The organism is Actinomadura nitritigenes, assembly GCF_017573545.1.
In the GTDB taxonomy this organism is placed as follows: Bacteria; Actinomycetota; Actinomycetes; order Streptosporangiales; family Streptosporangiaceae; genus Spirillospora; species Spirillospora nitritigenes.
On sequence record NZ_JAGEOK010000022.1, the window covers coordinates 13,890 to 31,171 of the forward strand.

Consider the following 17,282-nt stretch of genomic DNA (forward strand, 5'->3'; position numbering starts at 1 on the left):
CTTGCTTCGTTATCTGTACGGTCCTGGGCGGAACGAGGAGCATGCCGATCCTCATATCGTCGCGGGCTTTCGGACGCCGGCGGAGTTGGAGCCTGGTTTGCGGGCGGACGGGAGCCGGGACTTTCGGCGTTTGGAGGCGTTGCTCACTCAGCCGTTGGCGTTGCTGGGGGATCGGAGCTTTCGGCAGCCGGTGTGGCATCTGCCGTTGCGGGCGGCGCCTGAGGACCCGGTGATGTCCGATGGGGAGTGGGCCCGGATCGCTTGCGAGGTGATGGACCGGGTCGGGCTTGCCCGGGAGGGGGACTTGGGGGCGGTCCGGTGGGTGGCGGTCCGGCATGCCGCCGACCATGTCCACATCGTGGCGACCTTGGCCCGCCAGGACGGCGGGCGGCCTGATGTGTGGAATGACGGCTACCGGGTCCGGGACGCTTGTAGAGCGGTCGAGCGGCGGTACGGGTTGCGGGGGACGGCGCCGGCGGACCGGACGGCGGCGCGGCGGCTGACCCGCGGCGAGATGGAGAAGGCCGTCCGCCGTGGCCGGGAGGTCCCGTCTCGTACGTTTCTGCAGCGGGCTGTCCAGACGGCGGCGGCCGGGGCGTGCAGTGAGGGGGAGTTCTTCCAGCGTCTGCAAGACGATGGTGTCCTGGTCCGCCTGCGTTTCAGTCAGCGGGCGGCCGGTGAGGTCACGGGCTACGCGGTGGCGGTCCGCGGCGATGTGAACGAGGACGGCCGGCCGGTGTGGTTCGGCGGTGGCAAGCTCGCCGACGACCTCACGCTGCCCAAGCTTCGCCGCCGGTGGACGGGTGCGGACGACTTTGGTCCGGCGCGGTCCGGCGTCGGTCCGCTGGACGGACGGTACATGTCCGCGCGGACGAAACGAGTCCTGGTGTGGTCCGCCGTCCGCCGCGCGGCGGACGAGTCCGGGACGACCACCGAATTCTTCGACCGGCTGCGAGATGGTGGACTCCTCGTCAAGGCCCGCTACAGCCAGACAAGTCCCGGGCAAGTGACCGGATACGCCGTCGCGTTTCCCGTCGAGCGTGATGGCGTGGAACCGACTTGGTATCCCGGCAGCCGCCTTGCCGACGACCTGTCACTGTCCCGCCTTCACCGACGTTGGGCCTCGCCGGGGCCGCCGCATGCACAGGCTGGCGAGCATGACGAATTGACGCCGGAGGAGCGCCAGGCGTTCTACGACGATGCGGCACGGGCCGCTGCTTACGCCACCGCGCAGATCCGCCGGTACCTGGCCGTCAGCCCGCACGCGGTGCAGGACGCCTGCTGGGCGGCGTCCGACGCCCTTCGCGTCGCGGCCAAGGTCACCGGCAACCGTCACCTGCATCGTGCCGCCGACGCCTACGACCGTGCGGCGCGCGCACCTTACGGGCGCATCCCTGCTCCGACTCCGGCCGGGGACGCTTTGCGTACTGCAGCCCGCCTGCTCGCGCGCACCGGCGTCATCAAGAACCGGGCGGTGGTGTCCACGGTGCTGCTCATCGCCAACTTCGTCACCTTGCTCGACACCATCGCCGAACTCCGCCACCTCCAGCAGCGCCAAGCCCAGGCCGACGCCGCCCGAAGGGCCGCCGCGCATGCCAGAGAAGCAAGACCCGCGGCCGAGCGTCCTGTGTCGCAGTCGCCTGCCCCCAGCGCACAAGCGCGCCTGGCCATGGCCGGTTTCCCGAGTCCGTGGGCTCCGCTACAGCAGGATCTATCAAGGAGTTCGGCGCCGTCTGATCCCACTCGCCCTGTCCGGTCGCCCCGACGAGGCCGTTGATCAATAGATCCTTCGTGGTTGTCGTCCGTCCTCTCGGAAGCTGGCTGTTCCTCGAGGTTCTTGGAGCAGGAGGATTGCGCGTTCGAAGGCTTCGGGGTCGACGACGTGGAGCATGTTCACCAGGCCGTCCAGGTCGGACGCGGAGATCAGGATCCGTCCGGTCGCTCTCCAGATGCCTTCTCGGTCCAGGGTGATCGACCAGTCCGGAAAGAGGTGCTGCAGTAGTAGCGACGTGACGTTCATCGTCTCCTCGCGCGAGGGGCCCGCCCTTGTCCTTCCGGGGGGATCGGGGCCGTTGTGTTGGGCACCTGTCGAGTTCAGAGCAGCTTGGCCCAGACGACCTTGCCGCCTTCGGTGAGGCGCCTGACTCCCCATCCGCGCACGAGCTCGGCCATGAGCTGCAGGCCGCGGCCGGAGGTGGCGGCGTAGTTCTGGAGCTGGACCACTGGGTGTCCCGTACCGGTGTCCGATACCTCGATGACCGGTTGTCCGTCGTGCGGGTCGAGGAACAGCCGGACGACGATCGGGCCTTCGCCATGCTTGTAGGCGTTCGTGGTCAACTCGCAGACCACGAGCCGGCCCATGTAGTCGTCGGTGATGCCCCAGCCGGCGAACTGCTCGGCGAGGAACCGGCGCGCGAGGCGCGGTGCCTGATCGTTCGGCTCAAGGACGAGCGTCGGGACTTCAGGGGTTTGCGGTGCTGCGGACATCGGCACGACCTTCGCTGGCCACTGACTGCTTCTAGTAACTCGCTGCACACTCTGAACTCCACGGCGTAGCGTTACCACCGAAGTGCAGCAACACACACGTGGCGCTGCCGATCGCTGGTAGGTGGGTTCCCCTCGCTCACACGGAGGCGAAGCAGTGGCCGCACGCAAACCCACATCGAAAACCGTCGCCTTCGGCGCAGAGGTCACGCGCCTGCGAGAGGAAGCAGGACTCAACCGCACGGAACTCGCCGCACGGTCGGCGGTCACGCGCAGCTACATCTCCCAGGTCGAGTCCGGGCGCACCAAGTGCCGCAGGGACTTCGCCGAACGCCTGGACAAGGCGCTGGACACAGGCACCGCTCTGGTCGATGCCTGGGACGAACTCCTCCGCTCCAGCAGCTACCCGAAGTTCTTCGCCGACTTCCCCTGCGCTGAGGCGTCCGCCGATGCGCTACGCGCGTTCGAGACCAGGCTCGTCTACGGGCTTCTCCAGACCGAGGCGTACGCGAGCGTGCTCATGAACAGCGATGAGGCCGTCCGTGAACGGATGCAACGTCAGAAGGTGCTCACCAAGCCGTATGCTCCGACCGTGTTCGTGGTGCTGGACGAGTCCGTCCTGCTCCGAGAGGTCGGCTCCGCGGAGATCATGCGCGAACAGTTGGAGCACCTGATCGACATGTCGGAGCGCGACAACATCACGATCCAGATCGCCCTGATCGGCTACTACCGCGACGCCCGAGCGCCGTTCGTGATCGCGACCCAGCCGGATCGCAGCGAGATCGTGTACCTGGAGAGCAACATCGGGGGCGAGACGAGCGCCGAGCCGAGAGACCTGGCGCTCGTCAGCGAGGCTTTCAGTAGGCTCCAGGCGGCGGCGCTTTCACCGATGGCGTCGGTCGAACTGATGCGGAAGGTTGTGAGAGAGCGATGGACGTGACCTGGCGCAAGTCATCGCGTAGCAGTGAGGCCGGAGACAACTGCGTCGAACTGGCCGACCTCGGCGAGACCGTGGGCATCCGTGACAGCAAGAACCCGGCCGGCGCCAAGCTCACCCTGCGCCGCGACGAGTTCGCGGGCCTCGTAGCGGTCCTCAAGCGCTGACACCCCAAGCAGCGTCTTTAGGAAGCCCCGGTCCCCGAGAGGGCCGGGGCTTCCTTGGCTAGAGGGCGCTGCGTTCACGACCGCCGATGCGAGGGCCGTTCCCTTGCGCTTCCTCGATGGTGCGCGAATTGATCGGTCTGCCCTCTCTGGCTGGTTCGTGCCGTCGGAAGTTGCGCCGCCATGCGTGCTGACCGTGGCAAGGCGGGGTTCAAGGACGGGCCGCGCAGGTCGGCGGCTGGGCTGGTCAGCGATGGGTTGGTGTGGTTTGGAGGAGACTCACCTGCTACCTCCAGATCGTTGCCCTGGGGTGGTCGGTAATCACAGAATCGTGGAGCGCAAAGATCGTGTAAGGACTTCTTGACAGTTCACACGGTCCGCACTGTGCTTTTGTGGCATCGCATCCGCCTCGCTGACGGGATCCGCGTAACCGTGACCACCACACTTGAAGGGCTGGCGATGACCGACATGCCTGGCCGCGATCCCGATGTGCTCACCACGGCCGAGCTTGCGACCAAGCTGGGTCTGTCGCCCCAGACCGTTCGCCGGATGGCCAACGCCGGGCAGATCCCCGCGCTGAAGACCGGTAAGGACTTCCGGTACTCCTGGGAAGCGGTCCGCGAGGTGCTGCGGCGGCGCCACCATCAACCTGCGGACGTCGCCGATGACTCACGTGACACCGAGGCGTCGAAGAAGGGTGCCGGCTACCGCGCCCAGCGCCGGGCTCGGGTCGGCGCCTCAGGCTCCATCACGAACAGCGGCGGCAACTAATCGCGCAATGCCTGCGTAAACGACATCGGCTACGCGGGACGTCGATGTTCTTCTGAGATCATGGTGCGTTCTGTGCGGCACCCATACAATATGCGCGTGCTGACGGTAGAGGCCGGCGGGGAGTTGAGGCTCGGTCCTCCGTTGAGGCGCGGCGGGCAGGGTGAGCTCTTCACCGTTTCTGGGCGTTCCGATCTGGTCTTCAAGCGTATCCACGAAGCGGAACTGGAGCGGGACGATGCCTGGTCAGACCGGCTGCGCGTCATGGTGGCCCATCCGCCACCGGGGGTCTGCGACGCGCAGGGGCATGTGCTGCTCGCCTGGCCGTCCGACCGCGTTCTGGACGGCGACCGTTGCGTCGGGTTCCTCATGCCGCGCCTGGATATCTCGCGCACCGCGGAATTGCATTTGCTGGCCAACCCGTCCGACCGGCGTTCTCCGGCGCCCGGGGGGCCGCGCTGGGCGGTCCGGTGGACGTGGCGGGAATTGCTGCACACCGCGGCGAATCTGGCCACGGCCGTCCGGGCGGTCCATGAGGCCGGCGTCGTGGTCGGCGATTTCCAGGAGCGCAACGTTCTCGTCGACCACAGGGGGCGGGTGTCGCTGGTCGACTGCGACTCGATGCAGGTTGTCGACCCCGCGTCGGGACGGGTCTTCCATTGCACGGTCGGCCGTCCCGAATACACCGCTCCGGAGCTGATCGGCGCCGATGTTGGGACCGTCCGGCGGCAGCCCTCGTCCGACCTGTTCGCTCTTGCCGTCCATATCCATCAGCTCCTCTTCTCCGGAGCCCACCCCTTCGACGGCTTGTGGACAGGAGAAGGCGAGAAACCGCGCCGGGACCGGTTGGCAGCCAAAGGCTGGTATGCCAACGGCCGCCGAGGGCCGCTGCGCCCGCCGCCGGGCGTGCCCGGCTTCGAGCTGGTGCCGCGTGCCATCCGCGAACTGTTCGACCGGGCGCTGGCCGAGGGGGCGCGGCGTCCGGAACGGCGGCCCACGGCGGTCGAATGGCAGGCGGCCCTTCGAGAGCTGGCCGCCGACCTGACGACGTGCGCGCTGGATCGGACGCATGTCCATCCGAGGGCGGCGGCGCCGTGCCCCTGGTGTGCCGCCGAGCGTGCGCAGTCCGAGCATGTGCCGCCGGCCCCGGCTTCCACCCCCCGGCAGCACCCGCCCCAGCCGATGGCAAAGGGCCAGCCAGCACTGCCCGGCCGGAGCCGCCGTCGGTGGCCCGCCTGGGTCGGTGCGTTCGCGATCGCGGCGGCGGTTTGCGCTTTCGCCGTCCCAAAGGTCGTGGGCGGGGTGAGATCCGAACCGGCGCCCCCTGACGTCGCGGCGCCTCGCTTGTCGGGGGCCGAGGTTCACACCGTCGCGGCCAAGCCCCAGATTGCGAACGCCTACCCTTCGACACTGAAGATCGAGCGGCCGGTGCTCAAGGGTTTCAGCCTGACCGTGGTGTTCGACGCGCGCGGCGACTACGTGTCCAACCCAGGCTTCGGCGGAGCGCGGCTCCTCGTCCACACGCGGCAGGGGCTGATCGAGGCTGCCCCGATGAAGCTGGAGCCCATCGCCCTGGAGCAGAAGCATATCGCGGCTCGGATCACCTATCCCGCGAGCCTGCCGGGAACCTACGAATTCACCTCCGACCGCGAAAGGTTCCCATGGACCCGGATCGGGCGGGTCGACGTCCCCGCCGTGGCCGTCGTCCCGACGCGGGCGTTCGGCGCCCCGTCGTCCTGGACGCTCTTCCGTAAAACGTCACTGCCGGATGGCAGGCTCCGGCTGGACATCGGAGGCTACGGACGTCCGGGGCGTGCCTGCCTGCTTCCGAAGAAGGCGGAACCGAAGACGACCGAACGCGAATACCAGAATCAGACCTACTACTACTGGCACGGCTCCTCCACCATGGCCACCAGGAACGCCCCGTTCTACCGGGCCACGCTCACTTTCCCCCACGCGGGCAACGCATTCCGTTTCTACTGCGATATGCCCGATACCCAGATCCCGCTTTGATCCTCACAAGGAGCAGGACCAGGATGACCGCACCGTTCACCCCGCGCTTGAAGCTGGACAATCGCGATCCGCGGGTCGCTTGCGTCCTGCTGCTCGACGTCTCCCTGTCGATGGGCGGCACACCGATCGACGAGCTGAACCGCGGGTACGCGCAGTTCTGCGGCGAGCTCGGCGAAGACCCACTCGCCCGTAAACGCACTGAGGTGGCGGTCGTGACGTTCGGCGGCGAGGTGCGCGTGGCGCAGCCGTTCGCCGAAGCCAGAGAACTCGCGCCGCAACGGTTCTCCGTCTCGGGCACGACCCCGCTGGGCGAGGCTCTGGATACGGCGATGGACCTCGTCGAAGGGCGCAAGGCCGAGTACCGCGCGGCGGGCCTGGAGTACTACCGGCCGTGGTTGTTCGTCCTGAGCGACGGATCGCCGACTGACGGAGACAGGTTCGAACGCGCGGTCCAGCGCCTGTCGGACATGGAGAAGGCCAAGGGAGCCACCGTGTTCGCGGTGGGCATCGGCGACACCGCCGACATGACCCAGCTCGCACGGCTCTCGCAACGCGGCCCGGCACGGCTGCGCGGCCTGCAGTTCGGGCCGATGTTCGCGTGGCTGTCGGCGTCGATGCAGCAGGTCAGCAACTCGGTGGCGTTCGGCCCCGAGAGCGACACCACGCAGATTCCCCTGCCTCCGGTCGGCTGGGGCACCGCGTGAAGGTCATGGCCGCCTCGGTGACCGGCTCCGCCCATCAACGGCTCGGCCAGGGGTGCCAGGACGCGTGGGCATCCGCGAGAAGCTCGGCGGGCCTCGTCCTCGCGGTCGCCGACGGTGCGGGGTCCCGCCCGCGGGCGGCGGAGGGCGCGCGGACGGCGGTCGCGGCGGCATGCGCGGCGGCCTCGGACGGTGATCCGCTGCCCCGCGCGTTCGCTAGGGCGCGGCATGCGGTCCTCAGCCTGGCCGCCGACCCCGCCCCCTTCGCTTGTACGCTCACCGTCGTGGTCGTCGGTGCGACCGAGGTGACGGCGGGACAGATCGGTGATGGAATCGTCGCCGTCGAGCAGGGCGCGGCCGCACGCAGCGCCGCGGTGGCGGCGCGGGGCGAGTACGTCAACGAGACGGTGTTCCTGACCTCCGACGACGCCATGGACCGATTGGTGGTCGATTGTTTCCCCGCCGCCGAGGTGACCGGAGTGGCACTGTCCACGGACGGGCTGCGCTCGGTGATCCTCGACGACCCCGCCACGGGGGCCCTGTACACGCCCTTCTTCACCGACCTGTGGTCCTATGCACGCCTTGACACCGCGGCTTCGGACGGACTGCACACCTTTCTCTCTGAGGTTCCGGACGGCACCGGCGACGACAAGACCCTCGTGGTCGCAGTCTGCGCCGCGGAGAGGTGAAAACCTGCGGGGTGCCGACTGCACGGTGCTGGTCAGGGGCAAGCCAACACGCGTGCTATGTGGTCGGCAGCTACTGGTGTCGGTTGTGCTGATCCGCGTCGTCGGTACCCTCAACACCGATAAATGAGCTCACTGACGGTCTCGGCATGCCGCCGGCCGTCACCACTGCGGCCTTCACTGCCGTCCTCGCGGCGACCTTCGAGGCCTGTATGCGGCCGAGCGGACGCTGTCCATCCACACCATCCTCACCATGCGCCGCGAGGGGTTCTACTGGAGGGCCGTGCTGTTCACCTTCGCGCTCGGCACGGCCGCGGGTGACCTGGTCGCCGAACGGCTGGACCTGGGGTACCCGCTGTCGGTGGTGCTGTTCGGCGCCCTGATCGTCGCGATGGCCGGTGCTCCTGCCGTGGTGGGAGTAAACGCGGTTGCGGCGCTCTGGATCGCCTACGTTCTGACCCTGCCAGTGGGGGCCTTGATCGGGGACTACTTCTCCCAGGCCCGCGGGGACGGCGGGCTCGGAACGGCGCTGCGGCCCGGGCTGAGGCGTCCGGTCTCGGTCGTCGACGGCGCTCTGGATCTCAGGACGATCACGAGGGTGGGCGAGGCCGGGACGTGTGAACCTCCGGTGGGCTGGAGCGGGCCGGTGCGGGTTCTTCTGGTCCTGTGTGAACCGGGTGAGTGCCGTGTGGGGCGGCTGGGTTCACTAACGAACGGCTAACAAACGATCAAGAGGCCGGTTCTCCGTGGTGGAGAAACGGCCTCTGAGCTGGTACTTCTTGTCGGGACGGCGGGATTTGAACCCACGACCCCTTGACCCCCAGTCAAGTGCGCTGCCAAACTGCGCTACGTCCCGGTGCCCGTCTGAGCGGGCGTGATTACTCTAGCGCAGTCTGGAGGGTCGTGCGTACCGGGTTCTCGGCGGTGGAGGTGCCCGCGGGGGTGCGGGCCTCCTGGGCCGTCTTCGATCTGGCGGCGGGGCGTGCGGTCGCGGAGCGGCGGCCGGCGGAGGTGTTCCGGTCGGCCTCGGTGGTCAAGGTGCTGATGGCGCTCGACTTCCTGAGGGGACGGGTGCTCGAGGCCCGGGACCGGGAGCTGGTCGAGGCGATGCTGCGGGCGAGTGATGACGCGGCGGCGGACGAGGTGTGGGAGCGGGGCGGACGGGCGGAGATCGTCGAGCGGATGGTGCGGCGGGCCGGGTTGCGGGAGACGGTGCCGCCGCCTGCGGACATGCCCGGGTGGTGGGGGTACACGGGGATGAGCGCGGGGGACGTGGTGCTGGTCTATCGGCATGCGATGGCGGTGCCGGAGGGGCGGTTCGTGCTGGAGCAGCTGGGGCGGATGGCCAGAAGGGGCGCGGACGGGTTCGATCAGGTCTTCGGCATCGCGGAGGCGGGGCCGTCGGCGGTCAAGCAGGGGTGGTCGGGGTTCGAGGGCGAGCCTGACCGGCGGCCCGCGCCGGCGGAGCTGGGGCTCGGGCGGCCCGTGCTGCACACGACCGGCGTGGTGTCCGGCAAGATCGTCGTGGTGCTGACGCTGCATCCGGAGGGGACCTCCGTGGAGGCGGCGGCGGGGTGCGTGACGGCGCTCGCGAAGGCTGTGACGGGGGTCACACGCGTGGGTAGCGGTTCGTCTTCGGACGGTCAGTAAAAGCGGTCTTATCGGGGCGAAAAGAAAAAGCCGGGTAAAGATCCGGACTGGTAACGAAGATGGGGGCGAACGGACCTTCGTCGACGTATGTAGCTTTTTTCTCCCAGGGCATGAAACGCCGAACGGGGGACTGGGGTGTCGGAAGCGGACGGCACGTGGGGGCCGCCTGGAGTGCACGCGGCGGACCTCGAGGGCCTGCGGGGGGCGGCGCACGACCGTGCGGTGCTGGCCGAGGCGCGGGTGATGCTGGCCCGGCGCCTGGGGGTGCCGCCCGGCGAGGCGCTGCAGCACCTCATCTGGCTGGCGCGTGACCTGGAGATGGAGCTGCCGGAGGCGGCGGCCATGGTCGTCCAGGGCGGCGGCACGGGGGCCGAGGGCGCGGTGGTGGCGGGGCGCCGGCCGCCGCGCACGGAGGACACCGACCGGCGGGGCGTGGTCTCCGAGGCCGAGGATCTCCTGCACCGCCTGGCGGCCGAGGACACCGGGGGCGACGCCGGGATCATCGAGGGGCTGCCCGAGGATCCGGTGGCGCGGGGCCTGCTCGACGGGGCGCTGGACTCGGCGGCCCACCTGGTGCCGGTGCGGGACTCGGACGGCGAGGTGCAGGACTTCCTGTACGCCGAGCTGAACGGAGCCGCACGGGACCTGTTCGGGAGGGGCGCCGAGGAGCTGACGGGGCAGCGGCTGCTGCGGACGGATCCGGGCGCGGCGCTCAGCGGGCTGTTCGAGGACTACGTCGCGGTGCTGGAGGGCGGACCGACCCTGGACCGCGACTCGATCATGTACTCGACCGTCCAGGGCGGCCTGTCGCGGTCGTCGCGGATGAGCGTGCGGTGCGTCCGGGCGCCGACGGGCGTGTGCCTCACCTGGCGGTACCACACCGGCGAGGACCGCAGCGCGCGGCGGCTGGAGCGGGTGGAGCGGCTGGCGCTGATCGGGTTCGGCGAGTGGGACCTGGTCACGGGGCAGGCGGACTGGACGCCGCAGATGCTGGCGAACTACGGGCTGGGGCCGGACGAGGTGCCGCCGGCGCCGCACGACCTGCCGAAGGTGGTCGCCGACGACGACCTGCCGCTGGTCGAGGAGGCCGTCCAGACGATGTTCTCCCGCCGGGAGCCGGTGGAGGCCGAGCACCGGGTGATCGGCAAGGACGGCGCCGCGCGGCATCTGTGGGTGTTCGCCGAGCCGGTGCTGGACGACTCCGGGCTGCCGGTGTCGATCAACATCGTCTCGCAGGACATCACGCGGCGCCGCGGGGTCGAGCGGGCGCTGGCGGAGACGCGCCGGCAGATGCTCAAGCAGCAGGCGCGGACGGCCCAGGAGCGCAAGGTGGCGGTGACGCTGCGCCGGGCGATCCTGCCGGACGAGGGCGAGGTCGAGTGGCTGCCGGGGCTGCGGGTGGCGATCCGGGCGCTGGCGGCGGAGAGCACGGCGCGGATCGGCGGGGACTGGTTCGCCACCCGCGCCATGCCGGACGGGCGGGCGCTGGTCGCGATCGGGGACGCGGCGGGGCACGGCCTTCCGGCGGCGGCGTCGATGGCGCGCAGCCGCAACGGGCTGCTCGGCCTGTCGTGCACGGGGGAGCCGGCGGGGCAGCTGGTGGGCTGGCTGAACGAGCTGGTCGGCAGCATGGACCCGCCGGCGACCGGCACCGCGATCGTGGGCTACTACCGGCCGGACCGGCGCGTTCTGGAGTGGACGTGCGCCGGGCATCTGCCGCCGATCCTGGTGCGGGACGGCCACGCCGAGCCGCTGGAGGTCCATCGCGACCCGATGCTCGGCGCGCTGCCGGATTGGGAATACACGACGATCTCCACGGAACTGCGCCCCGGGGATCTGCTGTTCCTTTACACCGACGGTCTGGTGGAGCGCCGGGACGCCGATCTCGACGAGCGGATCGAACGGCTCACCGGCATTCTGCGGGATTCCTCGGCGGGGCCGGAACTGGCGCTGGACGAGGTGCTCGCGCGGATGGAGCACGACCGGGCGGCCGACGACACCACGATGTTCGCCCTGTACGTGGAGTGATCTTCGGCAGGTCAGAACCGCCGCGACCTGGAGTGACGTAGGACACATTGGCGGGGGAGCGGCGCGGCCGGTGTGATCTGCGCCGCGGCGGGCGGGCGGGTCGTGAAGGGCGTGACCGCCGGGCGCCTTTTGATCATTTTACCTTTTCCGGTTCGGGGGACGGCGGCGGAAACCCCCTATGCCGTAAGGGTTCGCGGCCGTCCGGAGAAAGATCGGGAAGGTCCGGCCGCGGGCGGCCGTTGAACCGGGGTTGGAACGGCACTGAGCAGGCAAAAGATCCTTTTGCGGCTGGTTTGCTTTTCTCGTGACAGTTGGTACCTTCTTGCACGAATAACGCAGCGCGTTCCATGCGTTGCACGCCGGCCGCTTCCATGCGCGGCCGAGGGTCGCTGAGCGGAATCCGCACGCGACGCGCGCCGACACATGCGCGCCCCCTCGAGATCAGTCGCTGAGATACATCCGAATATCCGGCACCGCTTCCGCGGTGCGAGGCCGAGTCCGTCCAGGTCCACCCGACCGGACGGAGCCGGGGACCCAAGGTTCCAGGGGTGAATCGGCGCGTCCGCCAGGCCGCGCCGTAGGGCTCTTCCATGCCCGAATCCGTCAGCTAACCCGGTAGGCGTCATGGGAGACAAGGAGATTCCCTGCATGACCGGTCGTTTCGATCGTCTTACCAAGAACCTGGCCCCCCGTCTGAGCGCGCTGCGTCTCACCGGCGCCGCTCCCCGCGCCGCGCTCGCCCGCATGAGCCCCGAGGACCGGGCCGTGGGCGTCGCCGTGGCGGGTGTGATGGCCGGGGCGGTCGGACTCGCGATCTTCAACCCCCTGACCGGGGGCACGGCGTCCGCCGAGACGCCCGCCCAGGCCGCCGCGCAGCACCGTGAGAGCGCGGTGTCCGAGCGCTCCGGGACCGAGCACGCCCCCCGCAAGGCGGCCCGGTCCGCGTCCCGCACGGTCGCCGCGTCCACCGTGATCAAGCTGGCGAAGTCGCAGCTCGGCGAGGGCGAGAGCCGCAACGGCTCGACCAAGTACGCGGACTGGTACGCCTCCACCCCGCACGCCGCGGTGACCGCCCGGCGCGACGGAGGCAGCGTCGGCGACTACCGGGGCGCCGAGTGGTGCGACATGTTCGTGTCGTGGCTCAGCGCGCAGACGGGCGTGAAGAACATGGGCTGGGACGCCTACACCGTCCAGCACGCCTCCTGGTTCGAGAAGACCCACCGCTGGGGTGACATCGCCAGGCCCGGCGCCGTCGTGTTCTTCGACTGGCAGAACGGGTCCCGCGGCGGGATCGACGGCATCGACCACGTCGGCCTCGTCGTCAAGGACAACGGCAACGGAACGATCACCACGATCGAAGGCAACACCGACAACGCCGTCAAGGAGAAGATCCGCGACAAGTCCGAAGTCGTCGGCTACGGATACCCCGACTACGCCAAGTCCCGATGATCCGTCCCGCACGGGAATGATCTATTTCGTGCGGATGGAAGGCGCCCGGTCCTTGACCGGGCGCCTTTTGCGTTCCCGGGTGGTCTGCCGCGACGTGTCGGGTAATGCTAAGCATTGACAGCTTTTGATCCGAGTTGGCCCTTGACGCCTCCTTGCTGGAAAGGAACCCCTGACACGCCGGAGGAGCGGAAGGGGATGCCCATGCGGGTGCGCCCGGATGTGAGCGTGGTGGTGATCGCCTACAACGACGCCGCCCGGCTCCCGCGGGCGGTCGCATCGTCGCTCGCGCAGTCGCTGGGCGGCGTCGAGACGGTGATCGTCGACGATGCGAGCACCGACGGCACCGGCGAGGCCGCGGACCGGCTCGCCGCGGCGCACCCCGGCCGGGTCGGCGCGGTGCACCTGCCCGTCAACTCCGGCGGCTGCGGCCGTCCGCGCAACGTCGGCGTCGAGCGGTCGAACGGCCGGTACGTGATGTTCCTCGACAGCGACGACCTGCTGGACCGGCACGCCTGCCTCAACCTGCTCTCCGCCGCGCAGGAGACCGGCGCCGACCTGGTCTCCGGGCTCTGCGACCGGGTCTTCCTGGACATGCCCAAGGGCGCCAAGGGCCGGGTCCGGCCCTGGTACCCGTGGCTCTACGAGCGCAGCGCCGTGTACGGGTCGCTGGAGGAGAACCCCGACCTGCTCTACGACACCCTGTCGACGAACAAGCTCTACCGCCGGGGGTTCCTGGAGGACGGCGCGCTGCGCTTCGTCGAACGGCTCCACTACGAGGACCTGCTGTTCAGCGCGGAGGCGTACACCGCCGCGGCGCGCATGGCCCTGATCCCGCACCGGGTCTACAACTGGCTGGTCCGGGACCGGCGGGTCAAGCCGTCGATCTCCAACCGCCGGGACGAGCTGGCCAACTTCGCCGACCGGCTGGAGATCCACCGGCGCATCGACATGCTGTTCGAGCTGCGCGGCGCGGACGGCCTGAAGCGCGCGAAGGACGCCAAGTTCGTCAACCACGACCTGCTGCTCTACCTGCGCGAGCTGCGGGACCGCGATCCGGTGTACCGGGCCAGGTTCCTGGACCTCGCGGCCGGCTACCTGGCCGGGCTGGACCCGGTGGTGTTCGAGACGGCCAACCCGCTCGCCGCGATCGCCGCGTTCCTGATCAGGGAGGGCGACCGGGAGGGGGCGCTGGCCGCGGCCGAGTACCTGCCCGGCCGGCGGTCCGACCTGCACGCCCGGCTGGTGGAGCGGGACGGCCGGGTCTTCTGGGGCGGGAACCCCCCGCGCGGGGACCTCGGCCGCCGCGTCCTCGACGTCACCGACCTCGGCTTCCACCTCTACCCGCTCAAGGAGCTGCGGCCCGCCGCCGTCGTGACCCGGCTGGAGGCGAGCGGCGACCGCGCCCGCCTGGACGGGCACGTGCTGAACCCGCTGGACCGGATCCCGCGCGGCGCGGCGCTGTCGGCGTCCCTGGAGTTCCGCAGCCGACGGCGCGACGCGCCCGGGGCGCGGGTGCCCGCCGAGATCGTCCACGAGGGCGGCCGGCTGGCCTGGCACGCCGAGTTCGACCCGCGCGCCCGGATCCGGCCGATCGGGTTCGTCGACCCGGTCTGGGACGTCCGGCTCCACGTGAAGGTGGACGGCGAGGAGATCGTCACCCGGCCGGGCGGGTCCGCCGGCGCCGCCGCCGCGAAGGCCCCGGTCCTCCACGGCGTCGGGCTGCCCGTCCGGCCGCGCCTGACGCGCCTCGCGGGCGACGTGCTCCGGTCGTTCGTCACCGAGGACGGGCACCTGGCGTTCAGGCTGGCGGTCGGGGACCCGCGGACGCGGCGCACCGCCACCGCCGTCGCGCGGGTCGCGGGGAGCCCGCCGGCACGGCTCGGCTGGCGGCGCGCGCGGCGGATGGAGCGGTCCATGCGCCGTGCGCTGGCCTCGAGCAGGACGAAGGCCGCCGTGTTCAACCGGATCCTGACCCGGCTGCCCGTCCGCAGGGGCCTGGCGGTGTTCGAGAGCCATCTCGGGCTGCACTACTCCGACAACCCGAAGTACATCTACCGGGAGCTGCGCCGCTCGGGCCGCCCGGTCGAGGCCGTGTGGTCGTACGCGACGTCCGCGAAGGGCTTCCCGTCCGACGCCAGGCTGGTGCGGCGGGACTCGTGGCGCTACCACCTCGCGCTCGCGCGGGCGGAGTTCTGGATCGACAACCAGGGGTATCCGGACCGCCTGCGCAAGCGCCCGGAGACCACCTACATCCAGACCTGGCACGGGTCGGCGTACAAGCTCATGGGGCTCGACCAGCCGCGGATGAAGAGCGGGCCCGCGTCCGCCCGCGCCCGGCTCGCACGGATGGTGGACCGCTTCGACTGCTTCCTCGTCCGCTCCGGCCACGACGTGGACACCCTGGTCAAGGGCCTCGGCGTCCGGGCGGAACTGCTGCCGGCCGGGTACCCGCGCAACGACCCGCTCGTCAACGGCCTGGACGGGGACGCCGAGCTGGCCGCGGAGGTCGCCGCGCTGCGCCGCTCGCTCGACCTGGATGACGGGCGCCGCGCCGTGCTCTACGCGCCGACCTTCAGGCCGGGGCCGACGGGGAAGCCGGTCGAGCCGATGGAGCCGCCCGTCGACCCGGTGCGGTTCGCCCGCGAGCTCGGGGACGAGATCGTCCTGCTCGTCCGCCCGCACTACCTGAGCAGGGCGAACCTGCCGCCGTCGGCGGGCCGGGCCATGCGGGACGTCGGGGGAGTGGCGGACGTGACCCTGCTGCTCCTGCTCGCCGACGCGCTGGTCACCGACCACTCCTCGATCATGTTCGACTACGCGCTGCTGGACCGGCCGATCGTGCTGCACCTGCCGGAGGACGGCGAGCACGCCGCCGGCTACTTCGACCTGGAGGAGCACGCGCCGGGCCCGGTCACCCGGACCGAGGACGAGCTGATCGCCGCACTCGCGGACCTGGACGCCGCCGGGTCCGCGCACGCCGCGGGGCGCCGCGCGTTCGCCGAGCGGTTCGGCGAGCACGACCGCGGGACCGCCGCGCGCACCGTCGTGGAACGTTACTTCGGAGAGAGGAGCGCCCATGGTTCCCACCGGAACCGCTGAGCACGCACCGCGCGACGTCTTCATCGTCTGCAACAACGTCGACGAGATAGGGGGCCTGCAGCGCTGGGCGCACCACATGGCGCGGATGCTGGCCGAGCGCGGCGACCGCGTCACCCTCGTCGGGATCGTCCGCGGGCCGGACGGGCAGCACCACGACCACGACGGCTCCTACCGGGTGGAGGTCCTGCACGACACGTGGCGGCCGCCGGTGCTGGAGTGGCGGCCGGACCGGCTGCGCGACCGGGTGAACGCGGCGGCACGGGGGCGTGACGTGTGGCGGTCGGCCGTGCAGCGGCGCGGCGCCGCCCGCCTGACGCGGATGTTCGCCGCGGCCCGTCCGGGCGCCGTCGTGATCGTGCCGCAGGTCTGGGCGATGGAGTGGGTCCGGCGGGCCGGCACCTCGGGGCTGCGGGTGATCGGGATGAGCCACGAGTCGTACAAGGCGAGCCGCAAGTCGAGCCGGTACCAGCGGGTGAAGCGGCACTTCGCGCACGTCGACCGGTTCCTCACCCTGACCCCGGAGGACGCGGACGCGTGGGCGAGGGACGGCATGACGAACGCCGACCACATCCCGAACGCGCTGCACGTCACCCCGTCCGTCTACCCGACGCTCAACCTGCCGGCGGTCGCCTGTGTGGGGCGGCTGTCCTACGAGAAGGGCGTCGACCTGCTGCTGGAGGCGTGGGAGCGGGTGCACGGGCGCCATCCGGAGTGGCGGCTGCACGTCTACGGCACCGGGCCGGACGAGGACGCGCTGCGCGAGCAGGCGGCCGCCGCCGGGCTGACCGGGTCGGTCGAGTTCCGGGGCGTCGTCGCCGACGTCGAGGAGGCGATGGTCGAGGCGTCGGTGTTCGCGCTGCCGTCCCGGGCCGAGGGGGTGCCGATGTCGGTGATGGAGGCGATGGCGTACGGGCTGCCGACCGTGGCGTTCGACTGCGCGCCGGGCGTCCGCATGCTGCTCGGCGAGCGGGGCGGGGAGACGGGCGGGCTGCTCGTGCGGCCGGGGGACACGGCCGCGTTCGCCGAGGCGCTGGAGCGGCTGATCGAGGATCCGGAGCTGTGCTGCGACCTCGGTGCGGAGGCCCGCGCGTCGGTGCAGCGCTTCCGGCCGGAGACGGTGCTGGCCCGCTGGGACCGGCTGTTCGACCTGCTCCACCGGGACCTTCCGGCGATGCGGGAGCGCACCGCGAGGGAGCGGTCCGCGGTGCCCGCGCCGGGGTGCGGGCGGCCCGCCGCGCAGGCGAGCGAGGCGGAACCGGCCCTGGAGGCCGATTCTTTCTAACAACTGTTTGGTAGAGTTTCT

Annotated in this window: 15 protein-coding genes, 1 tRNA gene and 1 riboswitch; of the genes, 13 read left to right on the forward strand and 3 right to left on the reverse strand. The window is 70.6% G+C overall.

All coding sequences use genetic code 11. From position 1 onward, the window contains the following. The first annotated feature begins 130 nt into the window (after window positions 1–130). Entirely contained in the window at window positions 131–1,777 is a 1,647-nt protein-coding gene (locus tag J4557_RS30505) for a relaxase/mobilization nuclease domain-containing protein (protein ID WP_208270213.1), read from the forward strand. Here the strand turns inward: J4557_RS30505 and J4557_RS30510 are convergent, their stop codons facing one another. Both J4557_RS30510 and J4557_RS30515 read right to left on the reverse strand, forming a co-directional pair. After that, window positions 1,778–2,020, reverse strand: coding sequence for a hypothetical protein (locus J4557_RS30510; protein ID WP_208270214.1), 243 nt, complete (start codon window positions 2,018–2,020; stop codon window positions 1,778–1,780). A 74-nt stretch (window positions 2,021–2,094) separates the two neighbouring features. Then, on the reverse strand, window positions 2,095–2,487 hold the full coding sequence (locus J4557_RS30515) for an ATP-binding protein (RefSeq protein ID WP_208270215.1): 393 nt from the start codon (window positions 2,485–2,487) through the stop codon (window positions 2,095–2,097). A 154-nt stretch (window positions 2,488–2,641) separates the two neighbouring features. On the opposite strand from J4557_RS30515, the gene J4557_RS30520 reads away from it, so the two are divergent. The 7 genes from J4557_RS30520 (at window position 2,642) to J4557_RS30550 (ending at window position 8,474) form a co-directional block, all read left to right on the forward strand. Then, on the forward strand, window positions 2,642–3,424 hold the full coding sequence (locus J4557_RS30520; protein ID WP_208270216.1) for a helix-turn-helix domain-containing protein: 783 nt from the start codon (window positions 2,642–2,644) through the stop codon (window positions 3,422–3,424). Further along, entirely contained in the window at window positions 3,415–3,588 is a 174-nt protein-coding gene (locus J4557_RS30525) for a DUF397 domain-containing protein (protein WP_208270217.1), read from the forward strand. The genes J4557_RS30520 and J4557_RS30525 overlap by 10 nt, the downstream gene beginning before the upstream one ends. A 429-nt stretch (window positions 3,589–4,017) precedes the next feature. Then, on the forward strand, window positions 4,018–4,356 hold the full coding sequence (locus J4557_RS30530) for a helix-turn-helix domain-containing protein (RefSeq protein ID WP_208270218.1): 339 nt from the start codon (window positions 4,018–4,020) through the stop codon (window positions 4,354–4,356). A 96-nt stretch (window positions 4,357–4,452) separates the two neighbouring features. After that, the gene (locus tag J4557_RS30535) at window positions 4,453–6,366 is read left to right on the forward strand and encodes a protein kinase domain-containing protein (RefSeq protein WP_208270219.1); all 1,914 of its coding nucleotides are present in this window, start codon (window positions 4,453–4,455) and stop codon (window positions 6,364–6,366) included. A 23-nt stretch (window positions 6,367–6,389) separates the two neighbouring features. Beyond that, window positions 6,390–7,070, forward strand: a complete 681-nt coding sequence (locus tag J4557_RS30540) for a vWA domain-containing protein (protein WP_208270220.1) — start codon at window positions 6,390–6,392, stop codon at window positions 7,068–7,070. 5 nt (window positions 7,071–7,075) lie between these two features. Next, window positions 7,076–7,756, forward strand: a complete 681-nt coding sequence (locus J4557_RS30545) for a PP2C family serine/threonine-protein phosphatase (RefSeq protein WP_208270221.1) — start codon at window positions 7,076–7,078, stop codon at window positions 7,754–7,756. A gap of 250 nt (window positions 7,757–8,006) precedes the next feature. Next, a complete protein-coding gene (locus J4557_RS30550) occupies window positions 8,007–8,474 on the forward strand; it encodes a COG4705 family protein (RefSeq protein WP_208270222.1) in 468 nt (155 codons plus the stop codon). Between the two features lie 61 nt (window positions 8,475–8,535). Here the strand turns inward: J4557_RS30550 and J4557_RS30555 are convergent. Then, window positions 8,536–8,609, reverse strand: a tRNA-Pro gene (locus J4557_RS30555). 47 nt (window positions 8,610–8,656) lie between these two features. On the opposite strand from J4557_RS30555, the gene J4557_RS30560 reads away from it, so the two are divergent. From J4557_RS30560 to J4557_RS30580, 5 genes are all read left to right on the forward strand, one after another. Beyond that, window positions 8,657–9,403 (forward strand): serine hydrolase, encoded by a 747-nt coding sequence (locus J4557_RS30560; RefSeq protein WP_208270223.1) that lies wholly within the window; start codon window positions 8,657–8,659, stop codon window positions 9,401–9,403. A 135-nt stretch (window positions 9,404–9,538) separates the two neighbouring features. After that, on the forward strand, window positions 9,539–11,431 hold the full coding sequence (locus J4557_RS30565; protein WP_307800301.1) for a SpoIIE family protein phosphatase: 1,893 nt from the start codon (window positions 9,539–9,541) through the stop codon (window positions 11,429–11,431). Between the two features lie 480 nt (window positions 11,432–11,911). Continuing rightward, window positions 11,912–12,067, forward strand: a riboswitch (cyclic di-AMP (ydaO/yuaA leader). Window positions 12,068–12,079: 12 nt separating this feature from the next. After that, window positions 12,080–12,880 carry a CHAP domain-containing protein gene (locus J4557_RS30570; protein ID WP_243776597.1) on the forward strand — a complete coding sequence of 267 codons (801 nt, stop codon included), beginning with the start codon at window positions 12,080–12,082 and terminating at the stop codon, window positions 12,878–12,880. A gap of 195 nt (window positions 12,881–13,075) precedes the next feature. Then, the gene (locus J4557_RS30575) at window positions 13,076–15,979 is read left to right on the forward strand and encodes a bifunctional glycosyltransferase/CDP-glycerol:glycerophosphate glycerophosphotransferase (RefSeq protein ID WP_208270224.1); all 2,904 of its coding nucleotides are present in this window, start codon (window positions 13,076–13,078) and stop codon (window positions 15,977–15,979) included. After that, complete coding sequence (locus tag J4557_RS30580) at window positions 15,957–17,261, forward strand: glycosyltransferase (protein ID WP_208270225.1); 1,305 nt, start codon at window positions 15,957–15,959, stop codon at window positions 17,259–17,261. Before J4557_RS30575 ends, J4557_RS30580 begins: the two co-directional genes overlap by 23 nt. Window positions 17,262–17,282 lie beyond the last annotated feature (21 nt).